Source organism: Marinobacter mobilis, assembly GCF_900106945.1.
Taxonomy (GTDB): Bacteria; Pseudomonadota; Gammaproteobacteria; order Pseudomonadales; family Oleiphilaceae; genus Marinobacter; species Marinobacter mobilis.
This window is the reverse complement of sequence record NZ_FNNE01000009.1, coordinates 43,086-59,179: the sequence shown is the minus strand read 5'-3', so window position 1 is coordinate 59,179 and position 16,094 is coordinate 43,086. Positions and strand designations below refer to the sequence as shown.

The 16,094-nt window shown below is 56.1% G+C and carries 15 protein-coding genes; 9 read left to right on the top strand and 6 right to left on the bottom strand.

All coding sequences use genetic code 11. The features are described from left to right. Window positions 1-5 precede the first annotated feature (5 nt). Genes gspH through gorA form a run of 8 tightly spaced genes read left to right on the top strand, consistent with a single transcriptional unit; the run spans window position 6 to window position 6,714 of the window. The gene (gene gspH / locus BLV11_RS14225) at window positions 6-530 is read left to right on the top strand and encodes a type II secretion system minor pseudopilin GspH (RefSeq protein ID WP_091815866.1); all 525 of its coding nucleotides are present in this window, start codon (window positions 6-8) and stop codon (window positions 528-530) included. Beyond that, entirely contained in the window at window positions 527-955 is a 429-nt protein-coding gene (gene gspI / locus BLV11_RS14220; protein ID WP_091815862.1) for a type II secretion system minor pseudopilin GspI, read from the top strand. The genes gspH and gspI overlap by 4 nt, the downstream gene beginning before the upstream one ends. Then, window positions 955-1,743, top strand: coding sequence for a type II secretion system minor pseudopilin GspJ (gspJ, locus tag BLV11_RS14215; protein WP_245726041.1), 789 nt, complete (start codon window positions 955-957; stop codon window positions 1,741-1,743). The genes gspI and gspJ overlap by 1 nt, the downstream gene beginning before the upstream one ends. Continuing rightward, complete coding sequence (gspK, locus tag BLV11_RS14210) at window positions 1,740-2,744, top strand: type II secretion system minor pseudopilin GspK (protein ID WP_175528359.1); 1,005 nt, start codon at window positions 1,740-1,742, stop codon at window positions 2,742-2,744. Before gspJ ends, gspK begins: the two co-directional genes overlap by 4 nt. 17 nt (window positions 2,745-2,761) lie before the next feature. Further along, entirely contained in the window at window positions 2,762-4,066 is a 1,305-nt protein-coding gene (gene gspL / locus BLV11_RS14205; protein ID WP_091815859.1) for a type II secretion system protein GspL, read from the top strand. Between the two features lie 4 nt (window positions 4,067-4,070). Next, window positions 4,071-4,595, top strand: a complete 525-nt coding sequence (gene gspM, locus BLV11_RS14200; RefSeq protein ID WP_091815855.1) for a type II secretion system protein GspM — start codon at window positions 4,071-4,073, stop codon at window positions 4,593-4,595. Window positions 4,596-4,647: 52 nt separating this feature from the next. Continuing rightward, window positions 4,648-5,316, top strand: a complete 669-nt coding sequence (locus BLV11_RS14195) for a GNAT family N-acetyltransferase (protein ID WP_091815852.1) — start codon at window positions 4,648-4,650, stop codon at window positions 5,314-5,316. A gap of 36 nt (window positions 5,317-5,352) precedes the next feature. Then, on the top strand, window positions 5,353-6,714 hold the full coding sequence (gene gorA / locus BLV11_RS14190) for a glutathione-disulfide reductase (protein WP_091815848.1): 1,362 nt from the start codon (window positions 5,353-5,355) through the stop codon (window positions 6,712-6,714). A 17-nt stretch (window positions 6,715-6,731) separates the two neighbouring features. Here gorA and BLV11_RS14185 read toward each other — a convergent pair whose 3' ends face one another. From BLV11_RS14185 to BLV11_RS14175, 3 genes are all read right to left on the bottom strand, one after another. After that, complete coding sequence (locus BLV11_RS14185) at window positions 6,732-8,666, bottom strand: ATP-binding protein (RefSeq protein WP_091815845.1); 1,935 nt, start codon at window positions 8,664-8,666, stop codon at window positions 6,732-6,734. After that, the gene (locus BLV11_RS14180; RefSeq protein ID WP_091815842.1) at window positions 8,663-9,496 is read right to left on the bottom strand and encodes a type 1 periplasmic-binding domain-containing protein; all 834 of its coding nucleotides are present in this window, start codon (window positions 9,494-9,496) and stop codon (window positions 8,663-8,665) included. Before BLV11_RS14180 ends, BLV11_RS14185 begins: the two co-directional genes overlap by 4 nt. 244 nt (window positions 9,497-9,740) lie before the next feature. Continuing rightward, the gene (locus BLV11_RS14175) at window positions 9,741-11,813 is read right to left on the bottom strand and encodes a TonB-dependent receptor plug domain-containing protein (RefSeq protein WP_091815839.1); all 2,073 of its coding nucleotides are present in this window, start codon (window positions 11,811-11,813) and stop codon (window positions 9,741-9,743) included. A gap of 161 nt (window positions 11,814-11,974) precedes the next feature. On the opposite strand from BLV11_RS14175, the gene BLV11_RS14170 reads away from it, so the two are divergent. Then, window positions 11,975-12,631 carry a hypothetical protein gene (locus BLV11_RS14170; RefSeq protein WP_091815835.1) on the top strand — a complete coding sequence of 219 codons (657 nt, stop codon included), beginning with the start codon at window positions 11,975-11,977 and terminating at the stop codon, window positions 12,629-12,631. Between the two features lie 9 nt (window positions 12,632-12,640). On the opposite strand, the gene BLV11_RS14165 is transcribed toward BLV11_RS14170, so the two are convergent. The 3 genes from BLV11_RS14165 to BLV11_RS14155 form a co-directional block, all read right to left on the bottom strand. Continuing rightward, a complete protein-coding gene (locus BLV11_RS14165) occupies window positions 12,641-13,624 on the bottom strand; it encodes a bile acid:sodium symporter family protein (protein ID WP_091815832.1) in 984 nt (327 codons plus the stop codon). A gap of 10 nt (window positions 13,625-13,634) precedes the next feature. Beyond that, window positions 13,635-14,315, bottom strand: a complete 681-nt coding sequence (locus BLV11_RS14160; protein WP_091815829.1) for a FadR/GntR family transcriptional regulator — start codon at window positions 14,313-14,315, stop codon at window positions 13,635-13,637. Window positions 14,316-14,396: 81 nt separating this feature from the next. Beyond that, on the bottom strand, window positions 14,397-15,896 hold the full coding sequence (locus BLV11_RS14155; RefSeq protein ID WP_217634581.1) for a flavin-containing monooxygenase: 1,500 nt from the start codon (window positions 15,894-15,896) through the stop codon (window positions 14,397-14,399). Window positions 15,897-16,094 lie beyond the last annotated feature (198 nt).

Below are 16,094 nucleotides of genomic sequence, written 5' to 3'. Positions count from 1 at the left end.
CGACTATGCCAAGGCCGTTAGCCCGGGGATTTACCCTCATAGAAATTCTGGTCGTCATTATTGTTGTCGGCCTGCTGGCCGCCCTCGCGGTGGTGAATATGGGGGGCAGCGGGCAGGCTCGGGAAATGGAAAACGAGGTCCGTGAGATCTACTTGCTCATGCAAACGGCATCAGAGCAGGCGACGCTCAACAACCAGGAAATTGGCCTGAGATTGCTTGAGGACGGATATCAGTTTGTCGTTTTCGATGAAAATAACCGGGAGTGGGTCGAGCAGGGGCAGCGCATGTTCCGGCCGAGGTCCTTGCCGGAGTGGCTGGAATTGACGCCGCTGATCGAGGATGGTTTGCCGACCCTGGCTGGTGAGGAAGATCAGTTGGAACCGGATCTGGTGTTTTTTTCCAGTGGCGAGGTAACACCGTTTGAGCTGGAGTTCACGATCGGTTCCGGAAGCGAACGCAAGCACCGGCTATGGTCCGATGGAATTAACGGGATCGACTGGCAGGCCCCTGGTGACGAGGATGAATCTTGAACCGTTCTCCTCACGCCTTTTTCAGCCAAGTTTCCCCCCGCAGTACTGAAACCGGCTTTACCCTGATCGAAGTGTTGGTTGCACTGCTGGTATTCGCGCTCGTGGCCACCGCTGCGACTCAGGTCGGCAGCCAGTACATTGCCAGCTATGAACGTATCCGCGATAAAACCATGGCGACCTGGATCGCGGATAACCGGATGAACGAGCTTCGTTTGGCCGCTACCTTTCCGGGGATTAGTCAGAATAACGATGATCTGGATTATGGGCCCTATCGGTGGCGTGTTCTGACGGATGTGCAGGGTACTCAGGATCCCACCATTCGGCGTGTCGAGGTAACGGTGTCAAGATATCTCGAGCAGCGCCCTGAGCCCCTGTCCATTTACACTCTGACCGGCTTTGTCGGTGAACCCCGGGGAGGCGATTAATGCCTTCCTCAATGCAGCGGGCAGCCGGTAACGCCTCTCAGGCCGGTTTTACCCTGATGGAAGTTCTGATCGCTGTCACCATTACTGCGGTGATTGGCCTTGGGATCTGGCAGGTGGTGTCCGGTATCATCCTTGCCCGTGACCGGGTGGATCAGGTTGCGACCCGGTTTGATCAGCTCCAGCGCAGCTTTCTGCTGCTTGAACGGGACATTACCCAGTCTGTCTATCGTCCTGTCCGCAATCTCTATGGTGATACTGAGCCTGCTCTCACCAGTCGCAGTGATGAATTTGACTTGATGCTGACTCGTCAGGGTTGGCGAAACCCTGTCGGACTGAAACGATCCAACCTGCAACGGGTGGCGTACGAGTATACCGGTGATGAACTTCATCGCCGTTACTGGCCGGTTATTGATCAGGGATATGACGACAGCGGCCGGGACCAGTTTCTGGTGGACGGTATCAAGACGTTTGATGTTGAGTTCTTTGATCAGGACCTTAAGTGGGGCAGCAACTGGCCGACCCAGGAGGCCATGAATGCGTCCGTAGAAAGCGGTGGGGGCAATATACCCCTGCCGCTGGCGGTCAGGGTTACCCTGGAGCATGATCAGTTCGGGGTACTGGAACGGCTTTACGTTCTGCCTCCGTTTGATCGTGCCACTGTACAGCGGGTCATGGTGGAGCATGCCCAGAGCCAGGCTGACAGCGAAGTTGAGGATGAGACCCAGAATGAGCAGGCGCAGCCGGGTGAGCAGGCCGCACCGTCGGGGCAGGATGGGGTGATTCAATGATCCGGTCTGTCTCCATTCGCCGCCAGAATGGTATCGCCCTGATCATGGTGTTACTCGCCATGGCCCTGGTGGTGTTGTTGAGTTCCGGCATGACCCGGGAGCAGAGTCTGCGGGTATTCCGGGCGAGTCATCTGCTGGCGCAACAGCAAGGTTACAGCGTGGCGCTGGGCGCAGAGGAGTTCGCCAAGCAGATCCTGTTTCGCGACTATGAAGACGATAAGGACGGAGATGCACTGGCCGACAGTCCCGATGAAGAATGGTCCCAGTATGCGGCCATCCTGCCGCTGGACGACAACGGTGTCATCGAGGTGCAGGTTGACGACCTGAGTGGACGGATCAATCTCAATGATCTGGTTGCAGCGGATGGCAGTGTCGATGAGGTGACCCGGGGGCGGGTTGAGCGCCTGCTCCAGATTGTGGAGGTCAGTTCAATCTCTGTAGACGCACTGATTGACTGGATTGACAGCAATGACGAAGCGATCAGTGCCAGAGGGGCTGAAGATGGGGTCTATCTCCTTCAGGATCCATCCTACCGGGCGGCAAACCAATACTTCACCAGTGTCTCGGAACTGCGACTGATAGATGGCATGACCGGGGACGATTACTGGAAGCTGAGCCCTTATGTGGCGGCACTGCCGGTGTCGGGGCTCGGGATCAATGTTAACATGGCGCCGGCACCGGTTATTCAGGCGTTGCACGAGAAGCTGACGCAGGCTGATGCAGGCGCTATTCTTGAAGGAATCGAAGAAGAACGCTTTGAAAACGTGCAGGATTTTCTTGCGCTTTCACAGTTCGCGGGTCTGGGGCTGAAAGCCACCGGGCTCGGTGTTCGGAGCTATTTTTTCGAGGTGGCTTCGCGGGTAACCGTGGATAACCGACAGGTCAACCTGGTGAGCCTGCTGTATCGGGGGCCAGATGGTGCGTTGGACGTTGTCGCCCGCGATTCCGGACAGAAAAACCGAATTACCAAAAAACCGTTTACGGTTTCTGAAGATCAATAACAAGGACGCCTAACCTTATGAGTTACCGGCTCTACGTCCACTGCGACACAATGATCACTGAGGAAATGGCTTCCGCCGGTGACGTCGTTTTCGACTGGGTCCTTCTGGACGCGGGAGGCGATGTTCAGGCCCGGGGTAGTGGTGATCGCCGGGACTCGATCGAGCAGGTCCTGGTCCAGAATGCCCTCGATAACGTCAACATGATCGGGCTCATTCCCGGCGATGAAGTTCTGTTCTGTGTGGCCGATATCCCCGCGAAGCAAGCCCGGTTTATTCGTCAGGCGCTGCCGTTCGCCATTGAGGAGCAGTTGGCCCAGGATGTAGAGACCATGCACCTTGCACTGGGAGCGAACGCCGAGGATGGGTATCGTGTTGCGGCCATTGACCGGAATGCCATGGCGCACTGGTCCGAACTGTTCGGGCAGTGGGCAAATACCCGCCTGACGGCCATCTATTCTGATGCCGCTATGCTGCCTGTGGGTGATGATGACTGGGCAATCTGCCTGTCTGGCGATACCGCGCTGCTGGCCAGCAAGCGCGGTGAATGGTTACGAATGAACGCTGACAACTTGTCGATGTTCGCCGGCACCTTGACCGTTCCTCCTGAAGATGAGGTTGTCTCCGACGTCCGGATTACCCTCTATGGCGATCAGGGCGCACAGGATAGCCACCTCAACCTGGAGGCTGTATTTTCCTCAAACAGTGCTATAGCGCTTAAGCGGGAAGTGCTTGAGGTATCCACCGTTGAGCTCTTTGCCCACGCTCACTACCGCCACCTGTGTGAGCCGATCAACCTCTGCGAAGGCGAGTTTGCCATTGGTAGCAGCAATACCAGCGCTCTGCGTCCATGGCGCCCACTGATCGCCGTTGCCTGTACCTGGTTTGTGCTCCAGGTCGGACTTGAAATCGGTCTTGGGTTCTATCAACAGCACAAGGCTGAACAGATCCAGCAACAGGCGATGTCCATCTATGCCCAGTATTTCCCCCAGGACCGCCGTACCAACGCTGGCAATGTCCGCAGAGTGGTCGAAGGTCAGCTGAGACAGGCAGGGAGCGACGGTGGAATCGCCGACTTCCTGTCCTTGATCAAGCAGACCGGCCAGCAGTTTGATGCCTTGCCGGGCAAGGAAGCGGTGTCTTTTACGTCATTGAATTACAGTCAGTCCCGGGGAGAGCTCATTGTGGACCTCAGGGCGGACAGCTTTAACAAATTAAGCGCACTCAGAAATGCTCTGGTGCAACGCGGGCTGGATGCTGATATCGGCTCGGTCGTCAACGAAGCCAGCGGTGCTCGCGGCCGTCTGACGATTTCCGGAGGTTGAGACCATGTTCGCTAAATTGAAAGAGCATCCCGCAGTAGGAAAGCTCATTGCCCAATACGATCATCTCCCGAAAAGGGATCAGCAGGCGCTGGCCGTTCTGGTGGTCGCAATTGTGCTTGCCGTCCTCTATTTTGGAATCTGGCGGCCGGCCGCGGGATTTCATGAACGAGCCGAATCGTCACGGGAAAATGCCGAAGCGCTGCTGGACTGGATGTCAGCGAACCGGCCGGCGATCCAGTCGTTGGCACAATCCGGCAACCAGAGAACAACCTCCAGTCAGATCAGCGATGGCCGGGCATTGATGTCAACGGTAACCAGAAGTGCCGGTGAGTCAGGGCTGTCGTTGAACCGGTTTGAGCCAAGTGGCGAAAAAGCGATTCGGGTTTGGCTGGAAAACGTGCCGTTCCAGAGTATCGCTGCGTGGATTGAACGGTTGGATGAGGAGTTCGGTATTGTCGTTGATCAGGCGTCGTTCGATCGACAGGACAACCCTGGCATCGTGTCCGTAAGACTCACATTGTCGATCTGACGGATCAACCCGAGTGGGCGGGAATCCCATAATTCGTGAGGGGAGTTCAGTAATGGCAACCGGTACGCAGGATAGTAACCATGCTCCAGAAGCTGTGGTAGTGCGACTCGATGAATCTGCTGCCAATGAGGCCAAGTCGGTCCTGTTTCAGTCCTATCGGCACGAGCCCACGTTCCAGCACCTGTTTGATCATCGCCGACCGGGGTATGAGCAGCGAGTCAGGGCAACGATCCGTGAACTGATCAACCTGTACTTTGAGTTGAACCAGGAAGCGGTAGGGATCATGGTTGACGAAACCCTGGTTGCCGTTGCTTTCATTGGTGAGCCGGAACTTCGCCTCAACCTGGCAAATCAGCTCAGTTGGCGTATTCGGATGATATTGACGGCAGGTTTTGCCTGTACCCGCCGTTACCTTGAATACCACGAACAAATCCGTTCCTTGTTACCCCAGCCCCAAGCCCATCAGCTTCCCTTGATGGGCGTTCATCCAAAATATCAGAATCGCGGCTACGGCCGGCTGCTGCTTGAAACGGTGATTCGTTTATGTGCGGACAACCCGCGCGGGAGTGGGCTGGTGCTGGATACCGGCAACAGCCGCTATCTGCAGTTCTACGAATCCGAAGGCTTTCACAGCCTGGGTAAGCTGCAGTTGGGCAGCTTTGAGGACTATGTTCTTTTTCGTGCTGCCGAATCTCGAGATAAGATTAAAAACAGCGCCTAACCATAAGAATATAAATAGTATTTTAAAGGAGTTTTTGTGTCCGATAGCACGCAGTATGACCTGATTGTCATTGGCGCAGGTTCCGGTGGAGTCCGCCTGGCCCGCATGTCTGCCCAAAAGGGGGCAAAGGTTGCGGTTGTGGAGTCTCGTTACCTCGGTGGTACCTGCGTCAACGTCGGCTGCGTTCCGAAAAAGCTGTTTGTCTATGGAGCCCACGTCAGTGAAGAGCTGGACGATGCGTCGGGTTACGGTTGGCAGGTTCCGAAAGACCAGATCCGATTTGAGTGGCCCACACTCGTGGCTAACAAGAACGCTGAAATTGAGCGCCTTAATGGTGTCTATCAACGTTTGTTGATCAACTCCGGAGTCACCATTATCGAAGGCAGTGCTGCTCTGGTGGATGCCAATACGGTCGAAGTGGCGGGCCAGCGTTATGAGGCCGCGCAGATCACTGTGGCAACGGGAAGCTGGCCAGTGGTGCCTGACTTACCCGGTGCGGAGTTTATTCTGACCTCTAACGAAATGTTTTACCTGCCACAGTTACCACGACACGCGGTCGTCTGGGGTGGTGGCTACATTGCTGTGGAATTTGCCGGTATCCTGGCCGGTCTTGGGGTGGATACAACCCTGATCTACCGGGGCGACCTGTTCCTCCGTGGTTTTGACCACGATGTTCGTCACTTTATGGTGGACGAGATGAAAAAGAAGGGGGTGCGCCTGAAATTCGGATCAACCATCGAGTCGGTTGAATCGGAAGGTGGGCATTATCTCGTGCACCTCTCGGACGGCAGTACCTTGACGACTGGGCTGGTTATGGCGGCCACCGGCCGTCGGGCATTGACCGATGGCCTCGGACTTGAGGCGTTGGGGGTCGAACTTGAACCCTCCGGACACATCAGGGTCGATGAGCATTTCAGAACTGCGGTTCCCAGTATCAGCGCACTGGGTGACGTTATTGGCACCCCCCAGTTGACTCCGGTTGCTCTTGCTCAGGCTATGGTTCTCAGCCGCCGCCTGTTTGGCGATGGCGAAGGGGAGATGGACTACAACAACATCCCGACGGCGGTGTTCTGTCAGCCCAATATCGGCACTGTCGGGCTTACCGAGGCCGAAGCCAGAGACAAGGGGTACGAGGTCACCATCTACCGTTCAGAATTCAAGCCGATGAAGTATGTGCTGACCGGCCGTGATGAACGCTGCCTGATGAAACTGGTGGTGGATAGTGAGAGTGATCGGGTGCTCGGTGCGCACATGGTGGGGCCGGATGCCGGGGAAATCACTCAGGGCCTGGCCGTCGCCATCAAGAGCGGCGCGACCAAGGCGCAGTTTGACAGTACGATTGGTATCCACCCGACGTCGGCAGAAGAGTTCGTCACCATGCGTGAACCGGTCCGCTGACCGGTTCACGGGACGCTTCAGATATCCAGCCAGCGGCTCAGGATTACTCTGAGCTGATCTTTACGGACCGGCTTGGGAAGATAGTCGTCCATCCCGGCGCTGTGGCAGGCTGTTTTGGTGCCGGGCAAGACATCTGCGGTCAGCGCAATGATTGGCACCCGGGAATGACCGTTCTGGCTTTCCCATTCCCGCATACCCCGTGTTGCTTCATAGCCGTCCATGACTGGCATCTGGCAGTCCATCAGCACCACCTGGTAGTTGAACTGGCCTGAACAAAAGCGATCCAGGGCATCCCTGCCGTTACTCACCGCGTCAGTCTCAAACCCAAGGCGACTCATCAGTGCGCTGGCAACCCGTTGGTTGACGGGGTTATCTTCTACCACCAGCGCTCGGGACGCACCGGGGTTGCGAGTCTGGGCAAGTATCGGGCTCGTTGCGGTGTGGTGGTCCTCATTGGGGTTCTCTTCCAGTTCAAAGGGAATCTCTACGCTGAAGGACGAACCAATGCCCAGGTCGGAATCAAGATTGACGTGTCCCCCCATAAGCTCGACAAGCTTTTGCACCAGAGCCAGGCCGATTCCGGTACCGCCATGTTGTCGGCTGTGACTGGAATCCAGCTGCTCGAATGTTTTGAAAATTTCAGACAATCGGTTAGAGGGAATGCCGCTGCCGGAGTCCTGGACGGTGTAACGGAGAACCGCGCAATTATCTTCTAGATACTGCCACTCCGCCTGTACCTGAATACTACCCTGATCGGTAAATTTTATGGCGTTGTCCAGCAAGCCTACCAATATCTTCCGAAAACGCACCGGGTCCCCTTTAACCAGAGTATTCTCCGGCCAGCTTCCCATGAAGCGCAGGTTCAGCTCCAGACCTTGCTGCTCAGCCAGGTGGCGATAGCTGGCGACACAGTTCTGGATCAGTTGATTGGCATCAAAGCTGGTCGTGTCGAGTGCAAGCTTTCCGCGATCCATGCGGGAAATATCGAGTATATCGTTGATAATGGTCAGCAGATCCTCGGAAGAACGCCTCGCGGTCTTCAGATAATCCTCCTGTTCCGAGGTCAATGGTTCCTCACCAATGAGCTCAAGCATGCCAAGGACCCCGTTGATGGGAGTTCTCAGCTCGTGACTCATCACCGCCAGAAATTCGGATTTTGCGCGGTTGGCTGCTTCTGCCTTTTCGCGGGCGATTTCGGTCGATAAAAGTATCTGCTCCCTGGATGACTTGAGTGATTCCAGGTGTTTAGCGAGTGTATTTAGCTGGCTTTCGAGTTTTGCCACTTCAAGGGACTGGGTACCCGAGAAGGAGGCGGGTTGCCGGTAATCCCCCTTTGTCATTGCTTCAATCCGTTGTGAGAGCAACTGCATGGGCTCCACAAGTTCGTCGAGGCTGCGTCTGGAAATCAGCAGGGTAAATAACAACAGCGCGAGCCCGACAATGGCAGATGACCAAAGAATGTCGCTTTGCCTGTCAGAAAGTACGTCGGGGGAAACACCAACCTCCACGGTACCCAGTCGAATGGTGCTCCCGGTGAAGCCGAAAGTTGGCTCAAACCAGCCTCCGGCCCGGTCGGCGTTCATCTCCAGCGGTTGCTGCAGGATATCGGCCTCAAAGACATCGACGGCGGAGCGCTCAGGGATTGTCTCATCGCTGATGGAGCCCATGACTCTGCCACCAATATCAGTGACCCTTATCCAGTCGGCACGACTGCCGTCGAACGCTCGGCCGATAATCTGATTGAGCATCTGGCTGTTGCCCGAAACAACGGCGTACTCCAGGGCAGGTGCCAGATTGTCAGCAAGCAATTGGCTGTTGCTGAACAGTTCGTTTCTGGCATCAGCAATTCTCGCCGACGTAAAGAAGAACAGCAGCACCAGAAACATGATCAGTGCCGGTAACACAGCCAGGCCCAGCAATCTGCGCTTCAGGGGGCGAGTGCGGGGTTTCATGGACTTCCTCCCTGGTCGGCTGCCTGGAGGAGTCGCTGAAGCTCCTCCTTCAGTGTTTCTTCATCCGGTACCGGTACGTTGAGCGAGCTGGCCACCTGGTGATTTATCTCAACTCCGAAGCCGCTTGGGTAGAAAGCGGGAAGAAATTCGCCGCTTTGCTGGTAGTTCATGATTTGTTGCGCAGCGGCGTTGGCGATAGCCTCAAGTGGAGGAAAGGTGGAGGCCAGGACGCCGGCCCTGACGAAGGCGCGGCCCGGACCGATGACCACCCGGTTTCTGCGATAGGCGGTCAGCAGTATGTGTTTGACGGTTTGAGGGTTGAATATGACCGGATCCGGTACCGCAAGCAGAAAATCGCCGTAACTGAGGGCGCGGGACAGGGTGCCGATGAGGCTTTCTGCATCCCTCACCGTGAACACTCTTGCCTTGAGGTCGTAGTTGGCCAGGGCCTGAATCAGGCCATCGTATTGCGGTTCATAGCCAGGTTGGGCGAGCAGGGCGACACGGCTGGCCTGGGGAAGAATCAGCTTTCCCAGCAGTGCCTGACGAATCAGGGGCGCGTCGTAATATACGGCAGAAACTCTATCGCGCCCTCTGTCCCGGTAACGTGAAAACTGGTCTTCAGTGACCATCAGCGCCAGGGTCGGTGGGCGGGGAGGCAATTGCTGGACTCGGGCAAGGGCTGAGTTCCCAAGGCTGACAACCGGCGCTTCCGGGTATGCTTCGACGGCCTCCGGAGAAAACGCCATGATCTGGATGCCATCACCCAGTTCCTGCTTGAGAAGATCAATGAATCTTAAATTGAACGCGGTGTTATCGGAGCCGGCCACGAGTACCGGATAGCGAAAAGGGGATGACGTTGTGTCAGTCGCCTCGTTTGCTACAGTGATGCTTGTCAGCAAACTTAGAACAAAAAACAGCAGTGCGTGCAGTGCCTGCCCGTGTTTTCTGTTTGTGTGTTTAGGTATCGCTGCTGTACTGATCATTACCTGCCTTGGCAATTTTCAAGTCTGCATGCCGCACCCTGATCGGGGGCACGGCGTTTACCCTTTTGCTTGAAGCCGCGTGAGGACGTCAGAATTTCAGGCCGGCTTCGATAAAGACTTGATTAGGGTCCCTGATGTTATTGTCATCGCTAACTGGCGGTGTATCGTGAAAGTAGTGTTGGAAAATGAGCGCAACGTTGTAGTTAAGTCTAGGGCTATATACGCTTTTTGCCAGCCTCAGATCGGCCCGCTTGAAGGGACCCCGGGCGAATTCATCAACGTAGTAAAACGCCGTCGCCGAGGACAGGTCCCATGCGTATTGCTGGATCCAGGCGATACTACCGGAGTGTTTGGCGCTGAGGCGACTCTCCAGGCGCAGGAAAAGGTCTGTTTCCTGGTCGGTGGGTGGTCCGGTGTAGCGGCCATCCTGGTCCAGATAGGCATAGGTGAGTCGAAGTTGAGTGTCCGGATACTCAAGGGACGCTTCCAGTTCCACGCCCTGCTGATCCAGAGCGACATTGTTTCCGATCGTCCATTCATCGACATTGAGAACGCCGGCGATGACATCTCGCAGTTCATCGTTAAAGTACTTCACTTCGGTAGTGAGCAAGCCACTACCCATACGGAACTGGGCAAAATAGCTGATCTCCCGTGAAACAATCTGTTCCTCGGTCAGGTCTCCGGACCCCTGAACGGTAGGGCCCAGTCGCTGTCCATTCAGAAAGGCGAAATCTTCCGGTGAAATATTCGTCGCGCGGTAGCCCCAATCGGCGTTCTGCTCGAACGCATCCGGAGTCCGAACCGCCTCGGAGTAGACGAATCGGAGGGTCTGGTGATCGGTCAGCTGAAAGTTCGCGGCCACCCGTGGGGAAAGAAACGAGTCGTCTATCGTGGTCGTGGTTTCCCAGTTGGCTCCGGCATTGAAAGTCACCCAGTTGACGGGGGTATATTCCACGTTCCCAAATACCCGGGACTGATAGTTGGCCCCCTTGCCGTTAAAGAACGTGTCGGATTCGAAATTGTCTTCCCGATACCCAAGGCCGGAAACGATTCTGAGGTCAGGGTTAATGATCAGGGTATCTTGTAGTTCAAACTCGAGGCGGGACTCATCACGGTTCTGGTCTACGTCCGCGCAAAACTCGATCGGAAACCCGGTAGGGCAGGTCCGCCACTCCTGAGTACGACCATAGCTTTGGTAACTCGACATCAGGTGAAGGAAGTGGCTTTCCGAAGGGGTATAGCGCCAGGTGGCCTGAAGGTAATAATCCCGGACGTCAACATCTGGATCGTTCTGGGCACCAAACGCCTCACCTATACGCCGCCGGTCGTCCTTGTCCACGCCATCGGTCACGCCGGCACGAAAATCGAGCGCGTTATGGGCGTTGATTGCCGCGACCGAATCGTAGGAAAAGAAGTTCAGCGCATAGCCGTCATTGAACGGCAGCTCGTTTCTATCATCATCGTACTGAAAGTCGAAACCGTCCGAGCCTCTGCGTTGGTAGGACAGGCGCCAATCGTAGTTATCGCTGGTATTGCCCGTTGAACCAAAAAGGCGTTTATAGCCACGACTCCCGTAGGCAGCATGGAATTCGCCCCCCTCAGTGTCTGCCGGAGATTTGGTGATGATGTTGATCGTACCCAGAAACGCGTTGATGCCATAAGCCGCGGCATTGGGCCCTCGGCTGATCTCGATACGTTCAATGTTTTCAATGGCGACCGGCATGCTGTTCCAGTCCACATCGGACAGGCTTGGCTGGTAAGCCGTACGGCCATCGATCTGAATCTGCAGGCGCCGCTGTTCGTAGGCCACAGTGCCGTGGTAACTGGTGACCGGGCTGTTGCTGCCAATGTAGCCAACCGTCATGCCGGGGACCAGGCGAAACACCTCTTCCAGATTGAGAATGCCGAGATCCCTGATGAGACTGCCACGAATGACGGTGGTCGTGCCGGGGACGCGCGACTTTGGCTGACGCAGTTTGGTGGTGCTGAGAACCTCTGGCACCGGCTCTTCAAGGAGGAAGCTGTAATCCGCTTCAAAGGCATCGGAAAGGTTCAGTCCATCTTCACTGCTGTTATCACTGGCACTCACCGGTGACAACGAAAAGCAGCCGATGACCAGCAGAGAATGGAGCTTGATGGTATGGCTTCGGGACACAGGCATAGGGCAATCTTTGTATACAGCGCGCGGTGTTGGCATTATTGCGTGTTGCCGGCCCGAGGTGGTCGGGCCGTATAATCTTTTCTTGATAATAAGTCACCAGGCCATGGCTTGTCTGCCGTGATCAGGAAGAATATTGAGTTCAATTGCCGGGAGTGAATGGAATGGGTTGTTGGGAAGTTCTCGGGATCAAACCGACCCGCGATGCCACCGCAATACGTGAGGCCTATGATCAGCAGGCCAAATTTGCCAACGCGGAAGAGGCGGGAATGCTCAAAAGGGCGTTGTCTGAGGCATTTGCCGAAGCTGGCCTGGAGTCTGACATCCCGTTTGAAGCCAGTGACGCCGCCGTCCCGTCTGCGGCCGTTCAGCCGGCCACTGACTTGTCCGCAGCAGATCATCAGGTTGTGCGGGAGGTGATCCTTCAGGTAAAAGCGCTATTGAACGATCCGGCAAGAACGGGGGATGTCGCTGTATGGAAGGCCGTGCTGACAGAACCTCCTGCAGACCGGGAGGCGTTGCGCCAGGAAATTTCCAATCACATCGAGGGGCAACTCAGACCAATGGCAGTCAATGGTGTTCTGCCCACCGACGTTGGTTATTTTCTCGGCCACTGGTTTGGCTGGGCCGAGCTTGAATCCGCCAGTGAGGGGCAGGAGTCGAGGGTGCCGGGCGATCCTGAGGTTAACGAGCCTGAACAGCTGGACCCGGTAAGTGCTGCCGAGCGGGAATCCATGAAAAGCTTCTGGCCAGCGGTTATTGGCTGGATTGTTGGGCTTGTGGTCCTGACCAGCCTGTTCAGCAACATGACCGGCCAGTGATCTGGCGGCTCAGGTTTCGGTCGTCTCGTTTTGGGCGCTATCAATCCTGCGCCGATAGCGCTGGGCCAATATGGCACCGACAATGACCTGGATCTGGTTGTAACACATGATGGGGAGCACAATCATCCCAAAGCCAGGGTGGCCCGAGAAGAGTACCTTGGCCATAGGCAACCCGGATGCCAGGCTCTTTTTTGAGCCGCAGAAGACAATTGCGGCTTCATCCTCCAAATTGAACCCCAGTACCTTCACCGCCAGTCTCGCCACAAAAATCAGCAGAGCCAGCAGGGCAACACAGAACACCAGGGCAAGTACGATTGCAGACCATGGAAGGTTCTGCCACAGGCCGCTTGCAACTGAGTGGGAAAATGCCGAATACACGATGAGCCAGATCACGCACTGGTCATAACGACTGGCGAGCGTCTCATTGCGTGCAAGAAAGCCCCCAAGCCAGGGGCGAAGCCCGTGGCCGATGGCAAAGGGCAGCAATAACTGCAGACAAATATCCCGCAGTGCGTCAGCGACTGAGAAATTGCTTTCGCCAGAGGTGCTGACCAGCAGAATCAGCAAAAACGGCGTGAGCATCATCCCGAAAACGTTAGAGGCGGCCGCGCTGCAGATGGCGGCCGGAACATTCCCTCGCGCCATCGCGGTATAGGCAATGGATGATGACACCGCAGAGGGGAGGGCGCCCAGATACAGAAAGCCGAGCCCAAGGTCTGCGGGTATCCATGCGGGTGCCAATGAGTTGATCGGCAGTACCACGAGCGGAAAAAATACAAAGGTCAGTGACGTAACCACCAGGTGCAAGCGCCAATGGCTTGCGCCTGCGATCACCTGCTCCCGCGACAACGCTGCGCCATGCAGGAAAAAAAGCAGCGCTACTGCCAGAGTTCCGGTGGTCGACAGTACCTCGGCGAAGCCGCCTTCCGCGGGGAAAAGTGAAGCCAGAACGATGGCGCCCAGAAGGAGCAGGGTAAACGGATCAATACGCATCGGCCGGGCTCTATCGGGTGGAGTTCAGTTTGTCGATACTTGGCTGGAGCAGGGCGGAGGCCAATTGTTTTGCCCGAGCGCTATCCTTTCGCCGAACCGCCGCCAGCAGTATCTCGTGATCTTCCTGGGAAGGTTCCGGTAATGACTCATCCAGTTCGGTGCGTTCAATGGTGCGGGTGATGGCGTGGGAGAAATACGAATACAGTTCGACCAGCGCCGAATTGTGTGCCGCACGAACCAGGGCGTGGTGAAACTGTTCGTCATGACGAATACGTGCCCTGACATCATTGCCGGCAGCGGCGCGTTGATCCAGGGCCCTGGACATGACCTGTACCTCGTCATCGGTACGCCGCTCTGCCGCAAGCCTGGCAGCCTCGGCCTCAAGCATTTGCCGGACCTCCAGCTGATCCTTGAGCTCGGCCTGCTCCATCCGTCGCAGTGTCTCGCCGCCATCGTGACTCGAGCGAACATAGGTGCCGTCGCCCTGACGGGTCTCCAGCATGCCGACGTGCACCAATACGCGAACGGCCTCCCGGACCGTATTACGGCTTATGCCGAGGGCTTCGGAGAGCTCTGCTTCGACGGGCAGGCGATCGCCGGTTTGCCACTGGCCGGTTTCAATTGCGGTGCGTATCGAATCGATAGCGGTATCGACCAGCGAGCCCTTCGTAATTCGTCGCAGTTGGGTCATCTTAATACATCCCTTAATCCAATTACCCAATCATCCTATGTATTCTTGCGAAGAGCAACCCTGGCGCTTGCCCGGGCCGGATCAGCCGCTCACTGACGGAAAGAATGTATAGGCATCCGGATCAACATGACGGGTGAGGTGGCGATAGGTGAAGGTGAAGCCTGGCCAGTTGACGGGATTACGGCCGCTCTCGTCCCTGTACCATGAGGTGCAGCCCGAATCCCATATGCTGCCTTCAAGTCGGCGATGAACGCCGTCGACGTAGACTCCTTGTGGTTCAGGTTTTACGTCCATGGCATCAGCGTGTTGGTCTTCGAGGGATTTCAGACACTCCAGAACGTAATGAATCTGCGATTCGAGCATGTAAATAATGGAATTGTGCGCCAGGTTGGTGTTAGGTCCGTAAAGCATGAACAGGTTAGGGAAGCCAGACACGGCAATGCCCTTGTAGGCTTCAGCACCGTTACTCCACGCGTCGTTCAGGTTTTGGCCATGGCGCCCGGTGATCGTCATGGGCGACAGGAATTGGGTTGCCTTGAACCCGGTTCCAAAAATAATGGCATCAACGTCGTGGTGCTCGCCATCGACGGTGACGACGGCGTTCTCCTCGATGCGCGCGATGCCGGTTGTAACAAGATCTACGTTGTCACTGTCGACGGCAGGATACCAGTCGTTGGAGATCAGAATACGTTTGCAGCCAATCTTGTAGTCCGGAATCAGTGCCTTGCGTTTTTCCAGGTTACGCACGTGCTTGCGGGCTTCCCATTTCGCCTGCAGGGCCATGAATTCGAGCAGGCGGTTGAAGCGGGTAAATGCCAGGGCTCGACTCTCGTTTTTCCAGTAGATCAGCGAGCGGTAGAGACGGTCGTGCATTGGCAGTGTCTTGAAGAGTTTTTGCTCCCATGGCCTGAATGGCCGGTCCGGTTTGGGAATGACCCAGGCGGCTGATCGCTGAAACAGCTTGAGCCGCTTCACCCTGGGCTGGATTTCGGGCACGAACTGGATCGCACTGGCGCCGGTCCCTATGACCGCAACGGTTTTCCCCGTCAGATCAAAGTTATGGTCCCACCGGGCGGAATGGAAGCGGGTGCCTTTGAACTGATCCAGCCCCTCAATGTGTGGAAATCTCGGCTGATTGAGCTGGCCTGTCGCCGTGATCAGAACATTGGCCGTTAACCGATCACCGTCTTCGGTGATGATCGACCATTGATGAGTGGCGTCGTCGTAATGGGCTTCGGCAACGGCTTTGTTGAAACGGATGTGGGACATCAGCCCATACTTTCGTACGCAGCCTTCCATATATTCCTTGATCTCCGCCTGGCGGCCGAATTTTCGTGACCAGTCGTGTTTAGGCTCAAAGGAATACGAATACAGGTGAGACTGCACATCACAGGCGGCGCCTGGGTAGGTGTTGTCGCGCCAGGTTCCGCCGACTTCGGTCGATTTTTCAAGCATGATGAAGGTGCAAACGCCAGCGTTCTTGAGCTGGATGGCCATCCCGAGGCCGCCAAATCCAGTTCCGATGATGACAATGCGGGGGGCTTCCATTGTCTTGGGTGGGGGCAAATCCGTTTCGGTCATGCTCGGGCTCCTTGCGTTAACAGAGGGTCATCTATCTGAGTATAGAGTGACTGAGCCAGCCTAAGGCATGGTAATAAGCGTTAACAGGGCTTGAGCAAACGTCAAACGACGATAAGGGGCGGGTGTCTATGGTAGTCGCTCCGCACCATGATGGTACGGAGCAGCGACAGGAGGGTTTTCCTGGTTATCAGCAACAGG